The organism is Phycicoccus sp. HDW14, from assembly GCF_011383005.1.
Lineage (GTDB): Bacteria > Actinomycetota > Actinomycetes > Actinomycetales > Dermatophilaceae > Phycicoccus.
The window spans coordinates 3,120,427-3,135,843 of record NZ_CP049935.1 but is presented as its reverse complement, the minus strand read 5'-3'; the positions used below and the strand labels follow the sequence as shown (position 1 = coordinate 3,135,843).

Sequence of the window (15,417 nt, the reverse complement as noted above, 5' to 3'; positions counted from 1 at the left end):
CGCGCTGCTACATCTCCTCGTGGGTGTCGGGGTCGCCGCCGAAGAGCCGGCCGTCTTGGCGGCCCAGCGCACTGACCGCCGCGACCTCGTCGTCGGTCAGCTCGAAGCCGGTGACGTCGAGGTTCTCGCGCTGGCGGCTCGGGGTGGCGGACTTCGGCAGGGGCATCGAGCCGATCTGCACGTGCCAGCGGAGCACGACCTGGCCGGGCGTGACGTCGTGGGTCGCGGCGGCGCGGGCGACCGCCTCCTCCTCGAATGGAGCCTCGCGCTTGCCGAGCGGGCTCCACGCCTGGGTGAGGATGCCGAGCCGCTCGTGCACGGCGCGCATCCGCTCCTGCGGGAACCGGGGGTGCAGCTCCAGCTGGTTGAGCGCGGGCGTCACGCCGGTCTCGTCGACGACGCGGGCCAGGTGCTCCTCGGTGAAGTTGCTGACCCCGATGGTGCGCACGAGACCCTCGCGCTGCGCCTCGACGAGGGCCGCCCAGGCCTGCGGGTAGAGGCCGCGGCTCGGGTTCGGCCAGTGGATGAGGGCGACGTCGATCTGCTCGAGCCCGAGCCGCTGCGCGGAGTCGCGCAGGGACTGCAGGGCGAGGTCGTGGGCGTGGAAGCGTCCCGGGATCTTCGTCGCGACCCGGACCTCCTCGCGGGGGACCCCGCTGCGGCGCAGGGCCTCCCCGACCTCGACCTCGTTCTCGTAGTTGACGGCCGTGTCGAGCCAGCGATAGCCGCCCTCGAGCGCGGAGACCATCGCGGCGATGCCCTCCTCGCCGCGCAGCGGGTAGGTGCCGAAGCCGACGAGCGGGGCGTCGGTGCCGTCGGAGAGGTGGTGGGTGCTGCTGGGGGTCGTCATGCCCGCCACGCTAGCCCCGCGCCCCCGCCCCCGGGGCCCCACCCGTCGACGGTACGGAACACGCCGCGTGCCCCCACCGCCCGACGGCGTGTTCTGTACGTTCGACGGGATGGAGCGGGCGGATGGGGCCCCCGGCCGCGGACCTACAGTGGGGCCATGACCGACGACCTCGCCGCCGAGGCCGCCGCGCGCCCCACCCCGGTGCGCCTGCGTGCAGCCCTCGGCTCCCTCCCCGCGTACACCCCCGGCCGCCCCGCCGCCGTGCGCGAGGGTCTCACCGCGTACAAGATCAGCAGCAACGAGAACCCGTTCCCGCCGCTGCCGTCGGTGCTCGACGTGGTGCGCGACGCCGCGGGCGCGATGAACCGGTACCCGGACCTGGCCGTCACCGCCCTCACCGCGGCGCTGGCCGAGCGGCTCGGGGTGCCGGCGGCGCGCATCTCGACCGGGCCGGGGTCGGTGGGCGTCCTCGACCAGCTGATCCGCGCCACCTGCGACGACGGCGACGAGGTCGTCTTCGCCTGGCGCTCCTTCGAGGCCTACCCGATCCTCACGACGCTCGCCGGCGCCCGCCCGGTGCAGGTGCCGCTGGCGCCCGGGGCCCGCCACGACCTCGACGCGATGGCCGCCGCCGTCACCGACCGCACCCGGCTCGTGCTCGTCTGCACGCCGAACAACCCCACCGGTACGACGGTCGGCGCCGCCGAGCTCGACGCCTTCCTCGACCGCATCCCCACCGACGTGCTCGTCGTCCTCGACGAGGCCTACCTCGAGTTCGTCGACGCCCCGGACGCCCCCGACGCGCTCGCCGTCCACGAGGCCCGGCCCAACGTCGTCGTGCTGCGCACGTTCTCCAAGGCCTACGGGCTCGCCGGGCTGCGCGTCGGGTACGCCGTCGCCCACGAGCCGGTCGCCGCCGCCCTGCGCACGTCGGCCCTGCCGTTCGGGGTCAACTCGCTCGCCCAGGCCGCGGCCATCGCCTCGCTCGAGGCCGCCGACGAGCTCGACGTCCGGGTCAAGGAGCTCGTCGCCGAGCGCGAGCGGGTCGTCGCCGCGCTGCGCGAGCAGGGCTGGGACGTCCCCGACCAGCAGGCGAACTTCGTGTGGTTCGGCCTCGGCGACGACACCGCCGCCTTCGCCGCCGCGTGCGACGCCGAGGGCCTGACGGTCCGGCCGTACGGCACCGACGGCGTCCGCGCGACGATCGCCGAGACCGAGGCCAACGACCGGCTCGTCGAGGTCGCCGGCCGCTTCCTCGCCGCCCGCCGCCCTTAGCCCCGACTCATTGCCCGAAACCCACCTCGCAGCCCCCTCTCGGACGGTCGCGAGGTGGGTTGTGGGCAATCAGTCGGCGGTGGGAGAGCGCGGTGGCCGTCAGCCGTAGGGGTGCGGGCGCCGCGACAGCACCTCGCCGAGGTGGCGCAGGCCGGCCGCGTCCCACCCGGGGGGCTCGGTGATGCCGACCCAGGCCGCGATGTTGGCCGGCGCGGAGTAGAGGTGCCCGTAACCCATCGGCACGCTGCCGGAACCGGGCAGGTCGAGCAGCACCTGGACCATCGTCACGACGGGGAACCAGCCCATCCGGGGTGAGACGTCGGGCCCGCGCTGCCCGTCGCGCAGCCACTCCGGCGGTGCGAAGGCGAGGTCGCTGTCGAAGAAGACGACGGGGTCGGAGGCGTGCTGGAGGTAGGCGACCCGCGTCGGTCCCCACGGCCCGGGGGTGCGCGCGAAACCGTCGTCCTCCGACGCGAACCGCACCGTACGGCCCTCGCCGTACTCGGGCAGCCACGCCGGGCTGCCGGGGTCGCGGTCGGCGGTGAGCCGGGCGTGCACCGGGCTGACGAACGGCGGCCCGACGAGCAGCGCCCCGTCGATCGGCTCGTTGATGAGGTTGATCGACCCGAGGATGCTCTCGACGCCGTAGGACCCGAGCGACAGCCCGTAGAGGTACAGCCGGGGACGTTCGGCCTCCGGCAGCGTCGACCAGTAGCCGTGCACCGCGTCGAACACCGCCTGCGAGGTCTGCCGGGCGGCGTCCTGGTCGGCGAGCAGGGAGATCCAGCTCGGCAGGTACGAGTACTGCACGCCGGCGATCGCGGTGTCGCCGTTCCACAGGAACTCGAGCGGGTCGGTGCCGTTGCGGTCGAGGTACCCCGTGCCGGTGGTCGTCGCGAGCACGAGGACCTTCCGGTCGAAGGCCCCGGTGCGCTTCAGCTCCTCGAGCACGAGCGCCGCCCGCCCGCGGATGGTGTCGGCGCTGCGCAGCCCGACGTAGACCCGCACCGGCAGGCGGGCGCCCCCGCCCGTCACGGCGTCGATGCTCTCGAGGGTCGGGCCGCCGGAGACGAACCCGCGCCCCTCCGCGCCGAGGTCGCTCCAGCGGACCGCCGAGCCCGGGCCGGCCGAGCGCACGGGCGACGTCGGCTGGCGCGTGCCGGAGGAGATGACCTGGTCGGCCGGCGCGAACAGCGCGTTTGCCCCCGCGAAGAACCCGGTGACGAGGACACCGCTGAACACGGCCCACACGGTGACGACGACGACGACACCGCCGAGGAGGGAGGCGAGCCGCCGCGGCATCCGGCGCATGAGCCACCGACGCAGCCCTCCGAACGCGGCACCGAGGCTGCGGCCCAGCAGCAGCAGCAGCGCCCCGACGAGGAGGGTGACGGCGGCGACGAGCGGCCAGCCGTCGGGCCCGATGGGCGGCATCCCGTAGAGGAGGCGGATGTCGTTCTGCCAGCCGACCTGCTTCCACATCGACAGCACGAGCACGCCGATGCACAGGGCGACCGAGACGCCGACGAGCCCCCCGCGCCACCGGCCCCGAGGCGCCGGGATGCCGAGGTACCGGTACAGCGCGCCCAGGGCGGCGCCGACGCCGTAGCCCGCGACGAGGCTGACGCCGGAGATGACGCCCTGGACGACCGAGGGCCGCGGGAGCAGCGAGGGCAGCAGGGAGGCCGCGAGGAAGACGCCCCCGAGGACCAGCCCGGGACCGGAGAAGCGCAGCTCGGCGATGCGTGTCGGCCGGCCGAGCGGTGGCTCGAGGCGCTGCAGCAGGGCACCGGCCGCGGCTGCCCCACGGAGCACGGGCACGCGTCGGCGCCGCTCCTCCTCGGGGCGTGCGCGCGTGTGCAGTGTCGTCATCCCATGGCCTCCGGGCCCGCGAGAGGGTCCCCCGAAAGGGTACGCGGCGCGGCGGGTCGGGGCCGACGCGAACCCGGTCAGCCGATGGGCTCCACGGTGCTCACGAGGAAGGGCGTGCCGTCGGGGCACTCGGGGTAGCCGGTGTCGTCGGGGGCGCCGCTCACCGTGAGCCGGTCCCCGGTCGAGACCTTCGGGACCGTGCCGCGCAGGGCCCAGCGCTCGGCGTCCCCCACGGCGACGTACGTGCACCCGCCGCCGACCTCGACGACCTGGACCTCGGCCTCGGTCGGGCGCCCCCGCTGGGCACCCGGGGTGGAGGTCGGGGAGGAGGACGTGCTCGGCGTCGGGGTCGCGGCGGTGGCCGAGGGGGTGGTCGAGGGGGCGGGGTCATCGACCCGGTCCACGCCCTCGCACGCACCGAGGCCGAGGGCGGCGCAGGCGGCGAGGACGGTCAGGGCGCGGGTCGGGGTGGTCATCCGGCCACTCTGCCCCGTGGGGGACCGGCCCGCAGGTCGGGCGCCGGCGGTCCGGCGCCCGGCTCGGAGACCGGACCTGGTTCCCCTCCGGTTTCCGTGGGGGCTCGCTGCCCCCGCCGCCGAAACGTAGCGTCCCGGCCGGGAGGTGCGGGCCGATCGCGCAGGGGAGCACTCCCCGGTCGCCCCCGGGCGGGACCGCACGGTTCCCGTGGGCCACCGCGCGACGGGTACGGTGGCTCCCGACACCGGCCGTGACCGCCGCCACACCCAGCCCCGCGGTCGCGACGCCCCCCGAGATCGGCCCCTCACCCCGGGCCCGGAGAAGGAGTGCCCAGTGAGCGACAACGAGGTCGCCCCCCTCGAGACCGCCTTCGGCGTCGACCACCACGTGAGCGTCGCGGAGGCGCCCGAGCGCCCGGCGCACGAGGGTGGCCCCGAGATGGTCCAGCTGCTCAGCCCCGAGGGCGAGCGCGTCCCGAACGCCGAGCTCGACGCCATCGTCGACGACCTGTCCGACGAGGCGCTGCGCGGCTTCTACCGCGACCTCGTCCTCGTGCGCCGCTTCGACGCCGAGGCCACCGCGCTGCAGCGCCAGGGCGAGCTCGGCCTGTGGGCCAGCCTGCTCGGCCAGGAGGCCGCCCAGGTGGGCTCCGGCCGCGCGATGCGCCGCCAGGACTACGCCTTCCCGACCTACCGCGAGCACGGCGTCGCCTGGTGCCGCGGGGTCGACCCGGTCAACCTCCTCGGGATGTTCCGCGGCGTCAACCACGGCGGCTGGGACCCCAACGAGAAGAACTTCCACCTCTACACGATCATCATCGGCGCCCAGACCCTCCACGCCACCGGCTACGCGATGGGCGTGCAGCGCGACGGTGACGTCGGCACCGGCGACGAGCGCCGCGACACCGCCGTCATCGCCTACTTCGGCGACGGCGCGACCTCGCAGGGTGACGTCTCCGAGGCGCTGGTCTTCGCCGGCGTCAACAACAGCCCGGTCGTCTTCTTCTGCCAGAACAACCAGTGGGCCATCTCCGAGCCCAACGAGAAGCAGACCCGGGCCCCCTGTGGCACCGCGCCCGCGGCTTCGGCTTCCCGGGCATCCGCGTCGACGGCAACGACGTCCTCGCGGTCTACGCCGTCACCAAGCAGGCCCTCGACGCCGCCCGCTCCGGCCAGGGCCCGACCTTCGTCGAGGCCTTCACCTACCGGATGGGTGCGCACACGACCTCCGACGACCCGACGAAGTACCGCGTCAGTGCCGAGGTCGAGGTGTGGAAGCACCGCGACCCCATCGAGCGCTACAAGCGCTGGCTGACCACCACCGGCAAGGGCGACGTCGACTTCTTCGACGCCGTCGACGCCGAGGCCGACGAGCTCGGGGCCTCCGTGCGCGAGCGCTGCCTCTCGATGCCCGACCCCTCGCCGAGCGAGATGTTCGAGCACGTCTACGCCGAGGAGCACCCGGTGACGACGCGCGAGCGGGCGTGGTTCTCGGACTACCACGCGTCCTTCGAGGAGGAGGGGGCCCGATGAGCGCCACCACCATCGCCAAGGGCATCACCTCCGGCCTGCGGGCCGCCATGGAGCGGGACCCCAAGGTCGTCCTCATGGGCGAGGACATCGGCAAGCTGGGCGGCGTCTTCCGCGTCACCGAGGGCCTGCAGAAGGACTTCGGCGAGGACCGGGTCATCGACACCCCGCTCGCCGAGGCCGGCATCATGGGCACGGCCATCGGGATGGCGCTGCGCGGGTACCGACCGGTCGTCGAGATCCAGTTCGACGGGTTCGTCTACCCCGCCTTCGACCACATCGTCAGCCAGGTCGCCAAGCTGCGCGCCCGCTCGCTCGGGTTCGTGACGATGCCCATCGTCATCCGCATCCCCTTCGGCGGCGGCATCGGCGCGGTCGAGCACCACAGCGAGTCCAACGAGACGTACTTCGCGCACACGGCCGGCCTCAAGGTCGTCGCGGTGTCGAACGCGCACGACGCGCACTGGATGATCCAGCAGGCCGTCGAGACCGACGACCCGGTGGTCTTCTACGAGCCCAAGCGCCGGTACTGGGACAAGGGCGAGGTCGGCGACGCCCCCGACGGCGCGCTGGGCACGGCCCGCGTGCTGCGCGAGGGGTCCGACCTCACGCTGCTGGCCTACGGCCCGATGGTCAAGACCTGCCTCCAGGCCGCCCAGGCCGCCGCGGAGGAGGGGCGCTCGCTCGAGGTCGTCGACCTGCGCTCGCTCTCACCCCTCGACGACGCCACCATCCTCGCGTCGGCGCGCAAGACCGGCCGGGTGGTCGTCGTCCACGAGGCGTCGACCTTCCTCGGCATCGGCTCGGAGATCTCGGCGATGGTCACCGAGGAGGCGTTCCACTCGCTCGAGGCGCCCGTGCTCCGGGTCGGCGGCTACAACGTGCCGTACCCGCCGAGCCGCATCGAGGAGGAGTTCCTCCCTGACCTCGACCGCGTGCTCGACGCCGTCGACCGCTCGCTCGCGTACTGAAAGGCGCTGTCGCAGATGGCACTTCGTGACTTCAAGCTCCCCGACCCGGGCGAGGGTCTCACCGAGGCCGACATCGTCACCTGGCACGTCGCGGTCGGTGACACCGTCAAGGTCAACGACGTCGTCGTCGAGGTCGAGACGGCCAAGTCGCTCGTCGAGCTGCCCGTGCCGTTCGCCGGCACGGTGGCGGCGCTGCACGTCGCCGAGGGCGACACCGTCGAGGTCGGCACGCCGATCATCACCGTCGACGACGGGGTCGGGGGTGCCGCTGCGCCGGCCGCTCCCGCTGCCGAGCCGGCGGTGTCGTCGGCCGAGGCCCCGCCCCCTGCGGCGGAGCCGGAGATCGCCGAGGGGCTGATCGGCGGCACGACGTCGACCGGCCGCACCGCGGTGCTCGTCGGCTACGGCGTCAAGCAGACCGAGGCCGTCCGCCGTCCCCGCAAGGGCGCCGCCGCCGCCCCGGAGTCGACCACCGGGTCACCCGAGGCACCCCCTGCCGTCCCCGAGTCGACCGGCCGGCCGGTCGAGGGACACCCGGCGGCCGCGCGGGCGCTGGCCAAGCCGCCGGTGCGCAAGCTCGCCAAGGACCTCGGCGTGGACCTGCAGTCGGTCACCCCGACCGGCGACGGCGGCATCGTCACCCGCGCCGACGTCGAGGCCGCCGCCTCCGGCGCCTCGACGGCACCCGCCGCCGCACGTCCGGCTCCGGCGCAGGGCGAGCGAGAGACCCGGGTCCCGGTCAAGGGCGTCCGGAAGATGACCGCGCAGGCGATGGTCGGCTCGGCGTTCACCGCTCCGCACGTCACCGAGTGGGTCACCGTCGACGTCACCGCCACGATGGACCTCGTCGAGAAGCTCAAGCAGGACAGGGAGTTCCGCGACGTCAAGGTCACGCCGCTCCTCGTCCTGGCCAAGGCGATGTGCCTCGCGGTCCGGCGCAACCCCGACATCAACGCCAGCTGGGACGAGGCCGCCCAGGAGATCGTCCTCAAGCACTACGTCAACCTCGGCATCGCCGCGGCCACCCCGCGTGGCCTCGTCGTCCCGAACGTCAAGGACGCCGACCGGATGTCGATGCGCGAGCTCGCCGACGCCATCGCCGCCCTGACCGCCACCGCGCGCGAGGGTCGAACCCCGCCGGCAGACATGGCCGGCGGCACCATCACCATCACCAACGTCGGGGTCTTCGGCATCGACGCCGGCACCCCGATCCTCAACCCCGGTGAGGCGGCCATCCTCGCCTTCGGCACGGTCACCCGCCGACCGTGGGTCGTGGGCACCGGCGCCGACGAGCGCATCGAGCCGCGCTGGGTCACCACCCTCGCGCTGTCCTTCGACCACCGCCTCGTCGACGGCGAGCTCGGCTCCCGCTACCTCGCCGACGTCGCCGCGATCCTCGGCGACCCGTCGCGCGCGCTCGTCTGGGGCTGACCGCGTGACGGCGGGCGATCGCGGGGTCGTCTTCCCGCTCGACGACGGGCGGCGCTCGACCTCGGCCACCGGGCGCGGGGTCGTCGCCGACGCGCTGCGCCCCGTCGACCCCGTGGGCGCGGCCGCCGCCCAGCGCGAGACCAACTGGCGCAGTGGGTACCTCACGCACTTCCGCCGGCTCGTCGAGGCGGGCCTTCCGAGCTACGCCGACGCCCGCAGCATCGCGGAGGCCGGGCTCGCCTCGGTGCACGAGCGGATGCGGTGGAGCCCCGACGGCACCGACGACCAGCCGCTGACGGCCGCGGTCGGTGGGTCCGCCGGCGCGCCGACCGGCCTCGTCGGCACGGAGGTCCACACCGGCGAGGGCGAGCCCGACACCGCGCTGACCATCCCGTACAGGGGCACGCGGCTGGCTGGCGACGACCTGCGACGCCGGCTCGAGGCGTGGGTCGACGACGGTGTCGTCGAGCCCAGCCTGCGCGACGCCGTCACCGCCGTCCTCGAGAACCCCGAGTGGCTGCGCCTCGACGGCCGCACGGTCGTCGTCCTCGGCGCCGCCGCCGAGATGGGGCCGCTGCGCTCGCTGCTGCGCTGGGGCGCCACCGTCGCGGCGGTCGACCTGCCGCGCCCCGACCTGTGGACCCGCCTGCTCGCCGACACCCGCGGGCTGGCCGGTCGGCTGCTCGTCCCGGCGCGGGCCGGCCACGGCGACCTCGCCGAGCGGGCCGGGCTCGACCTCCTCCACGACCTGCCCGTCGCGACGGCATGGGTCACCGGGCTCGAGGACCACCTCGTGCTCGGCAACTACGTCTACGCCGACGGCGCCACGAACGTGCGGGTCAGCACCGCCGTCGACGCGCTCACCCGGGCCGTCACCACGACCCGGTCCGACACCGCGCTGTCGTTCCTCGCCACGCCCACCGACGTCTTCGCCGTGCCGCCGGACGCGGTGGCGGCCGCGACCGAGGCCTACGCGAGCCGGCGCACCTCGAAGGTGCTGCGGGTGCCGCTGCGCACGCTCTCGGGCGGGCGCCTGCTGAGGCGCAACTACGTGCCCGGCGAGGACCCCGGCCTCAACGACTCCGTGGTGCTGCAGCAGGGCCCGAACTACCTGCTGGCCAAGCGGATCCAGCGCTGGCGGGCCACCGCGGCCCGGGCCTCCGGCACCACCGTGTCGTTCAAGGTCGCCCCGCCGACGCGCACGCGCTCGGTCGTCAAGAACCGGGCCCTGGCGGCGGCGTACTCGGGCGCACACCGGTTCGGCGTCGAGGTCTTCGAGCCCGGCACGGCCAACACCCTGATGGCCGCGCTGCTCGTCCACGACCTCGTCGCCCGACCCGCAGCCCAGGACCACCCGTGGCAGGACGAGGCGTTCGCCGCGGCGCACGGCGGGCTCTGGCGCTCGGCGTACGACCCGCGCAGCGCGCTCGGGCTGGCCGCCCTCCTCGGCGCCGCCTCCGCCCGCTGACCTCCCGCACACCCGGCCTCCGCCTCACCTCGCGCCCGCTCCCTGCGCGAACGTGTGTGAACACGCCGGAGGTCTCCGGCGGGTTCACACACGTTCGCGGGTAGGGGGCCGAGGCGGAGGTCACACCCGGTGCCCCGCCGACCCCCGGGCATGATGGCCCCATGAGCTCGTCGACGATGCCGAAGCGCCCCTCCGACCCCCTCGACGTCGTCGACGTCGACTCGATGCTCACCGACGAGGAGCGCGCCATCCGGGCCACCGTCCGGCAGGTGTGCGACGACCTCGTCGAGCCGCACGTCGTCGAGTGGTACGAGAAGGGCGAGCTGCCCGTCGCCCGCGACCTCGCCCGCGAGTTCGGCAAGGTCGGTCTGCTCGGCATGCACCTCGAGGGCTACGGCTGCGCCGGGATGTCGTCGGTCGACTACGGCCTGGCCTGCCTCGAGCTCGAGGCGAGCGACTCCGGCATCCGCTCGCTCGTCTCGGTGCAGGGCAGCCTCGCGATGTACGCCATCCACGCGTTCGGGTCCGAGGAGCAGAAGCAGGAGTGGCTGCCCCGGATGGCCGCCGGCGAGGCGATCGGCTGCTTCGGCCTCACCGAGCCCGACCACGGGTCCGACCCCGCCTCGATGCGCACCCGTGCCCGACGCGACGGTGACGACTGGGTGCTCGACGGCTCGAAGATGTGGATCACCAACGGCTCGATCGCCGACGTCGCCGTCGTCTGGGCGAACGCCGGCGAGGAGCACGGCGGCATCCGCGGCTTCGTGGTCCCCACCGACACACCGGGGTTCGAGGCGCACGTCATCAAGAACAAGATGTCGCTGCGTGCGTCGGTCACCGCCGAGCTGACCTTCCGTGGGCTGCGGCTGCCCGCGGATGCCGTGCTCCCCGAGGTCTCCGGGCTCAAGGGTCCGTTGTCGTGCCTGTCCGAGGCCCGCTACGGCATCGTGTGGGGCTGCCTCGGCGCCGCCCGCAGCGCCCTCGAGGCGGCCCGCCGCTACTCGGTCGAGCGCACCCAGTTCGACCGGCCGCTCGCCGGGTTCCAGCTGACCCAGGCCAAGCTCGCGCACATGTCGACCGAGCTCCAGCTCGGGCGGCTGCTCGCCCTGCACCTCGGCCGTCGCAAGGACTCGGTCGGCCTGCGCCCCGAGCAGGTGTCGGTCGGCAAGTACAACAACGTCAGCAAGGCCATCGAGATCTGCCGCACCGCGCGGACCATCCTCGGCGGCAACGGGATCAGCGGCGAGTACCCGGTGATGCGGCACGCGAACAACCTCGAGTCGGTGCTCACGTACGAGGGCACCGTCGAGATGCACACGCTCGTCATCGGTCAGGCGCTCACGGGCGTGGCCGCCTTCCGCTGACGCCGGCGGGGTCGGCTCGGGTCAGTCCTGGGCGATGACCGACAGGACGTTGCCCGCCGGGTCCTTGAACCAGGCGATGAGCGGGCCCCCCTTGCGGAAGACGCCGATCTCGTCGGTCTCGCCCGGGGTGCCCTCGTAGCGCTCGAACCGCACCCCGCGGTCGGTCAGCGCCCGGACGGCGGCCTCGACGTCGGGCACCGGGAAGTTGAGCACCGTGAACGAGCCGGGCGTGTGGTTCGGGGTGCCGTACACGAGCACCGACCGGCCGCCGGCGAGCTCGAGGGTGAACCCCGGGCCGCCGTCGCGGACGGTCAGTCCGAGGACGTCGCGGTAGAAGGGGCGGGCGGCGTCGAGGTCGTCGACGGAGAAGCCGCTGAAGGCGGGGCTGTCGGTGAGCACGGTGGTTCCTTCCGGTGGGGACACCTGGACCGACCGTACGTCCCCGTGGAACTCATCGGTCGGCGGCCGACCCACCGCCACCATCTCGTTTGGCAGCCGGTGCCCCCCGGAGGATGATGGGTGGCGATCCACCGTCCTTCCACCGCCGGGCCCGTTCGGGTGCTGGCGGTTTCTTGATGAGAGAGCCACCCCCGTGCTGTCGGCCTACCTGCCCCTGTTCCGCGTCCCCGGCGCCCTGGCGTTCATCGCCGGCACCATGTTCTCCCGCGTGGGCGGGGCGATGTTCGGTGTCGCCGTCGTCGTCATGGTCAGCAGCCGGCAGGGCTCGTACGGGCTCGCCGGAGCCGTCTCCGCCGTGGGGCTGGCGGTCCTCGCGGTGGCCGGGCCGGTGCTGGGGCGGCTCATCGACCGGCACGGGCAGCGGCGGGTGGCCCTGCCGTTCGTCGTGCTCTCGGCCACGACCGGCCTCGGGGTGGCCCTCGCCTCGGGCTTCGGCGCGCCGGTCTGGACCCTCTTCGTGCTCTACGGCCTCAGCGCCTTCCTCCCCGAGCCGGGGCCGATGTCCCGCGCCCGGTGGGCCCACATCTTCCGCGACGACCCCGACCGCCTGCACACGGCGATGTCCTTCGAGCAGGTCGCCGACGAGGCCTCGTTCGTCGTCGGTCCGGTGCTCGCCGTGCTCGTCTCGACGCTCTGGTTCCCCGAGGCCGGCCTCGTCCTCGCCGAGGTGCTCTTCACGGTCGGCGTCGTCAGCTTCCTGTCGGCCCGGAGCACCGAGCCGCCGGTCGTGGCCCACGCCGACCGACCCGCAGGGCTGGCCATCCGCCGCCCGGGGCTGGCCGTCGTCGCCGGCGCCCTCGTGCTGACGGGCACGATCTTCGGCGCCAACGAGGTCATCGCCGTGGCCTACGCCGAGGCCGACGGGGCCAAGAGCCTGTCGAGCCTGGTCCTCGGGCTGTTCGCCGTGGGCTCGACGGTGGCCGGCATCGTCGTCGGGGCGCGGGTGGTCCGCTCCGCCCTGACCCGGCGGCTGCTGCTCGCCGCGACGGCCATGGTGGTCCTCGAGGTGCCGGCCCTGTTCGTGCAGAACACCTGGCAGCTGGCGGCCGTGATGCTCGTCGCCGGCTCGGCCACCGCCCCGATGCTCATCACCAGCCTCTCGCTGGCCCAGCGCCTCGTGCCGTCCGCGTTGCTCACCGAGGGCCTGGCCGTCGCCGTCACCGGCATCCTCATCGGCATCTCGCTGGGCTCGGTCGTGGGCGGCTGGGCCATCGAGGCGTGGGGACCCCAGCGGGCGTACCTGGTCCCCGTCGTCGCCGGGGCCCTGGCCGTCGCCATCGTGGCCGTGCGCTACCGCTCGCTGGGCCGTGCCGAGGCGGTGCGGCTCAGCTCGCCGGTGCCGTGACCGCGTCGTCGTCCGAGCGCGAGGCCTCGCCGGCCTTCGACCGCTCGGTGTAGGCCGACCCGCGACGCAGCTCGACCTGCGGCAGCAGCGCGAGCACGACGATGGCGATGACCATCACCCCGGAGCCGACGAGGAACACGACGTCCATCGCCTCGGAGAAGCCCACGAGGAACGGCTTGGCCAGCCGCGGGTCGAGCGAGGTGAGGAACGAGCTGTCCTGCAGCACACCGCTGGCCGCCGCCGTCGACCCTCCGGTCTGCGACTGCTGCAGCTGCTGGGCGAACGCGGCGTTCGCCGGGTCGCGCAGCGCGGCCTGGAAGTCGGGCGTCGGCGCGAACCGCTGGAAGGCCGAGGTGATCTTGTCGGGTGCCAGCGAGAACAGGATGGTCAGGAAGACCGCGGTGCCGATGGTGCCGCCGATCTGGCGGGTGAAGGTGGCCGTCGACGTCGCGACACCGATCTGCTGCGGCGGCACGGCGTTCTGCACCGCGAGGGTCAGCGGCTGGAAGTTGAAGCCGAGACCGAGGCCGAAGAAGACCATGACGATCATCGACTGCCACAGCGGGGTGTCGTAGGCGACGAAGTGGAAGGCGAACAGCGACAGGGTCAGCAGCGCCGCGCCGGTCACCGGGAAGATCCGGTAGCGGCCGGTGCGGGAGATGATCTGGCCGGAGGTGATCGAGCCGGTCATGATGCCGAGGGTCAGCGGCAGGAGCAGCAGGCCGGCCTGGGTGGGCGTCGCGCCCTTGACGATCTGCAGGTAGAGCGGGAGCGCGGCCAGGCCACCGAACATCGCGACGCCGATGACGATCGAGGCGATCGAGGAGATGCCGACGGTCTTGTTGCGGAACATCGCCAGCGGGAGGATGGCCTCGTCACCCATCCGCGACTCCTGCCAGAAGAACCCGACGGCGCCCAGGGCCCCGATGACGTAGCAGGCGATGGCGTTCGTCGAGGTCCAGCCCCACTCGCGGCCCTGCTCGGCGACGAGCAGGAGCGGCACGAGCGAGACCGAGAGCAGCGCGGCGCCGGCCCAGTCGATGCGGTGGTCGAGGCGCTGGTGGTGCAGGTGCAGGGTCTTGGTGACCAGGCCGAGCGCGAGGATGCCGACCGGCACGTTGACGAGGAAGACCCAGTGCCAGCCGGTGATGCCGAAGATGGTGTCGTGGCCGGCGAAGAACCCGCCGATGACCGGGCCGAGCACCGAGGAGGTGCCGAAGACGGCGAGGAAGTAGCCCTGGTACTTGGCCCGCTCACGGGGCGGCACGATGTCGCCGATGATGGCCAGCGCGAGGGAGAAGAGGCCGCCGGCGCCGAGGCCCTGCACGGCGCGGTAGAACGCGAGCTCGGTCATCGACGTCGACAGGGTGCAGAGCTCCGAGCCGACGAGGAAGATCGAGATGGCCGTGATGAACAGCTTCTTGCGGCCGTAGATGTCGCCGAGCTTCCCGTACAGCGGCGTGACGATCGTCGAGGTGATGAGGTAGGCCGTCGTCGCCCACGCCTGGTGGTCCAGGCCCTTGAGGTCGTCGGCGATGGTGCGGATGGCCGTCGCGACGATCGTCTGGTCGAGGGCCGCGAGGAACATCCCCGACATCAGGGCGATGAGGATGGTGACGATCTGCCGGTGGCTCAGGGCGCCGTCGGGCCCGTCGCCGGCGGCTCGGCCGGACGGGCCGGCGCTCGCGGCGTGGGCACCGGGGGCGTGGGCGCCGGGAGCGCTCGTGGTGCCGGCGACGTGCCGGCCGGGGCCGGCGGCCGAGGAGTGGCTCGTCGGCTGGTCGGGGTCGGCGTGGCGGGGGTCGGTCATGAGTCGGTCCTCGGGGTCGGGTCGGTCAGGGAGGTCTCGAGGTCCGCGGCGAGGCGGGCCAGCTGGGAGGTGAGGAGGCGGACGTCGTCGGCGGACCACTCGGCGAGCAGGCCCTGGAGCCAGCGGTCGCGGCCCTCGCGGATGGCGACGAGGAGGGCGGTGCCCTCGTCGGTGACGGCGAGCACGTGCGCGCGGCCGTCGGCGGGGTCGGGCTCGCGGACGACGAGACCGTGCTCGACGAGCGTGCTGACCTGCCGGCTCACCGTCGAGACGTCGGAGTGCACGGCGTCGGCGAGCTCGGAGACCCGCATCGGCGCGCGCTTGAGGTTGAAGAGCAGCGGGTAGGCCATCGGGTCGACCAGCTCGTGGTGGCGCGGGGCGCGGGCCCGCGCGACGTGCATCAGCTTGAGCACGCGCACCAGCTCGTCACCCAGCTCGGCCGTCGGCGTCGAGTCGGTGGTGCGGAACGGCATCGCGGCCTCCTTCCGGGACAAAGTTGTTTGCAGCATACAACCAGTTGGGGTCGTCGGGGACATCCCTCGACGAGCGGGGGTCCGGCGTCCGGG

General features: G+C 73.7%; 12 protein-coding genes and 1 pseudogene. 7 read left to right on the top strand and 6 right to left on the bottom strand.

Going from position 1 to position 15,417, the window contains the following annotated elements; all coding sequences use genetic code 11:
* Positions 1 to 7 precede the first annotated feature (7 nt).
* Entirely contained in the window at positions 8 to 850 is an 843-nt protein-coding gene (locus tag G7075_RS15430) for an aldo/keto reductase (protein ID WP_166123158.1), read from the bottom strand.
* A gap of 156 nt (positions 851 to 1,006) precedes the next feature.
* On the opposite strand from G7075_RS15430, the gene hisC reads away from it, so the two are divergent.
* The gene (gene hisC, locus G7075_RS15425) at positions 1,007 to 2,125 is read left to right on the top strand and encodes a histidinol-phosphate transaminase (RefSeq protein WP_166123156.1); all 1,119 of its coding nucleotides are present in this window, start codon (positions 1,007 to 1,009) and stop codon (positions 2,123 to 2,125) included.
* A gap of 99 nt (positions 2,126 to 2,224) precedes the next feature.
* Here the strand turns inward: hisC and G7075_RS15420 are convergent, their stop codons facing one another.
* Together G7075_RS15420 and G7075_RS15415 are read right to left on the bottom strand one after the other, a co-directional pair.
* Positions 2,225 to 3,997: an alpha/beta-hydrolase family protein gene (locus G7075_RS15420; protein WP_166123154.1), complete on the bottom strand. Its 1,773-nt coding sequence runs from the start codon at positions 3,995 to 3,997 to the stop codon at positions 2,225 to 2,227.
* A gap of 77 nt (positions 3,998 to 4,074) precedes the next feature.
* Positions 4,075 to 4,473 carry a hypothetical protein gene (locus tag G7075_RS15415; protein WP_166123152.1) on the bottom strand — a complete coding sequence of 133 codons (399 nt, stop codon included), beginning with the start codon at positions 4,471 to 4,473 and terminating at the stop codon, positions 4,075 to 4,077.
* Positions 4,474 to 4,912: 439 nt separating this feature from the next.
* Here G7075_RS15415 and pdhA point away from each other — a divergent pair.
* From pdhA to G7075_RS15390, 5 genes and pseudogenes are all read left to right on the top strand, one after another.
* A pseudogene (gene pdhA, locus G7075_RS15410) lies at positions 4,913 to 6,006 on the top strand (pyruvate dehydrogenase (acetyl-transferring) E1 component subunit alpha).
* Entirely contained in the window at positions 6,003 to 6,974 is a 972-nt protein-coding gene (locus G7075_RS15405; RefSeq protein ID WP_166123150.1) for an alpha-ketoacid dehydrogenase subunit beta, read from the top strand. The pseudogene pdhA and the gene G7075_RS15405 overlap by 4 nt, the downstream one beginning before the upstream one ends.
* 15 nt (positions 6,975 to 6,989) lie before the next feature.
* Positions 6,990 to 8,405, top strand: coding sequence for a dihydrolipoamide acetyltransferase family protein (locus G7075_RS15400; protein ID WP_166123148.1), 1,416 nt, complete (start codon positions 6,990 to 6,992; stop codon positions 8,403 to 8,405).
* 4 nt (positions 8,406 to 8,409) lie between these two features.
* Positions 8,410 to 9,873, top strand: coding sequence for a hypothetical protein (locus G7075_RS15395; RefSeq protein WP_166123146.1), 1,464 nt, complete (start codon positions 8,410 to 8,412; stop codon positions 9,871 to 9,873).
* Positions 9,874 to 10,034: 161 nt separating this feature from the next.
* Positions 10,035 to 11,237 carry an acyl-CoA dehydrogenase family protein gene (locus G7075_RS15390; protein WP_166123144.1) on the top strand — a complete coding sequence of 401 codons (1,203 nt, stop codon included), beginning with the start codon at positions 10,035 to 10,037 and terminating at the stop codon, positions 11,235 to 11,237.
* A gap of 21 nt (positions 11,238 to 11,258) precedes the next feature.
* Here the strand turns inward: G7075_RS15390 and G7075_RS15385 are convergent, their stop codons facing one another.
* Positions 11,259 to 11,636, bottom strand: a complete 378-nt coding sequence (locus G7075_RS15385; RefSeq protein ID WP_166123143.1) for a VOC family protein — start codon at positions 11,634 to 11,636, stop codon at positions 11,259 to 11,261.
* Between the two features lie 193 nt (positions 11,637 to 11,829).
* Here G7075_RS15385 and G7075_RS15380 point away from each other — a divergent pair, with 193 nt between their 5' ends.
* Positions 11,830 to 13,041 (top strand): MFS transporter, encoded by a 1,212-nt coding sequence (locus G7075_RS15380; RefSeq protein ID WP_166123141.1) that lies wholly within the window; start codon positions 11,830 to 11,832, stop codon positions 13,039 to 13,041.
* Here G7075_RS15380 and G7075_RS15375 read toward each other — a convergent pair.
* Together G7075_RS15375 and G7075_RS15370 are read right to left on the bottom strand one after the other, a co-directional pair.
* Positions 13,022 to 14,851 carry an MDR family MFS transporter gene (locus tag G7075_RS15375; RefSeq protein ID WP_166123139.1) on the bottom strand — a complete coding sequence of 610 codons (1,830 nt, stop codon included), beginning with the start codon at positions 14,849 to 14,851 and terminating at the stop codon, positions 13,022 to 13,024. The two genes, G7075_RS15380 and G7075_RS15375, sit on opposite strands and share 20 nt — an antisense overlap.
* Complete coding sequence (locus G7075_RS15370; RefSeq protein ID WP_166123137.1) at positions 14,848 to 15,324, bottom strand: MarR family winged helix-turn-helix transcriptional regulator; 477 nt, start codon at positions 15,322 to 15,324, stop codon at positions 14,848 to 14,850. The genes G7075_RS15375 and G7075_RS15370 overlap by 4 nt, the downstream gene beginning before the upstream one ends.
* Between the last annotated feature and the right edge of the window lie 93 nt (positions 15,325 to 15,417).

Coding starts and splice junctions, on each gene's coding strand:
- G7075_RS15400 (WP_166123148.1), top strand. CDS start 6,990: ATGGCACTTCGTGACTTCAAGCTCCCCGACCCGGGCGAGGGTCTCACC.
- G7075_RS15420 (WP_166123154.1), bottom strand. CDS start 3,997: ATGACGACACTGCACACGCGCGCACGCCCCGAGGAGGAGCGGCGCCGA.
- G7075_RS15375 (WP_166123139.1), bottom strand. CDS start 14,851: ATGACCGACCCCCGCCACGCCGACCCCGACCAGCCGACGAGCCACTCC.
- G7075_RS15415 (WP_166123152.1), bottom strand. CDS start 4,473: ATGACCACCCCGACCCGCGCCCTGACCGTCCTCGCCGCCTGCGCCGCC.
- G7075_RS15390 (WP_166123144.1), top strand. CDS start 10,035: ATGAGCTCGTCGACGATGCCGAAGCGCCCCTCCGACCCCCTCGACGTC.
- G7075_RS15405 (WP_166123150.1), top strand. CDS start 6,003: ATGAGCGCCACCACCATCGCCAAGGGCATCACCTCCGGCCTGCGGGCC.
- G7075_RS15430 (WP_166123158.1), bottom strand. CDS start 850: ATGACGACCCCCAGCAGCACCCACCACCTCTCCGACGGCACCGACGCC.
- hisC (WP_166123156.1), top strand. CDS start 1,007: ATGACCGACGACCTCGCCGCCGAGGCCGCCGCGCGCCCCACCCCGGTG.
- G7075_RS15370 (WP_166123137.1), bottom strand. CDS start 15,324: ATGCCGTTCCGCACCACCGACTCGACGCCGACGGCCGAGCTGGGTGAC.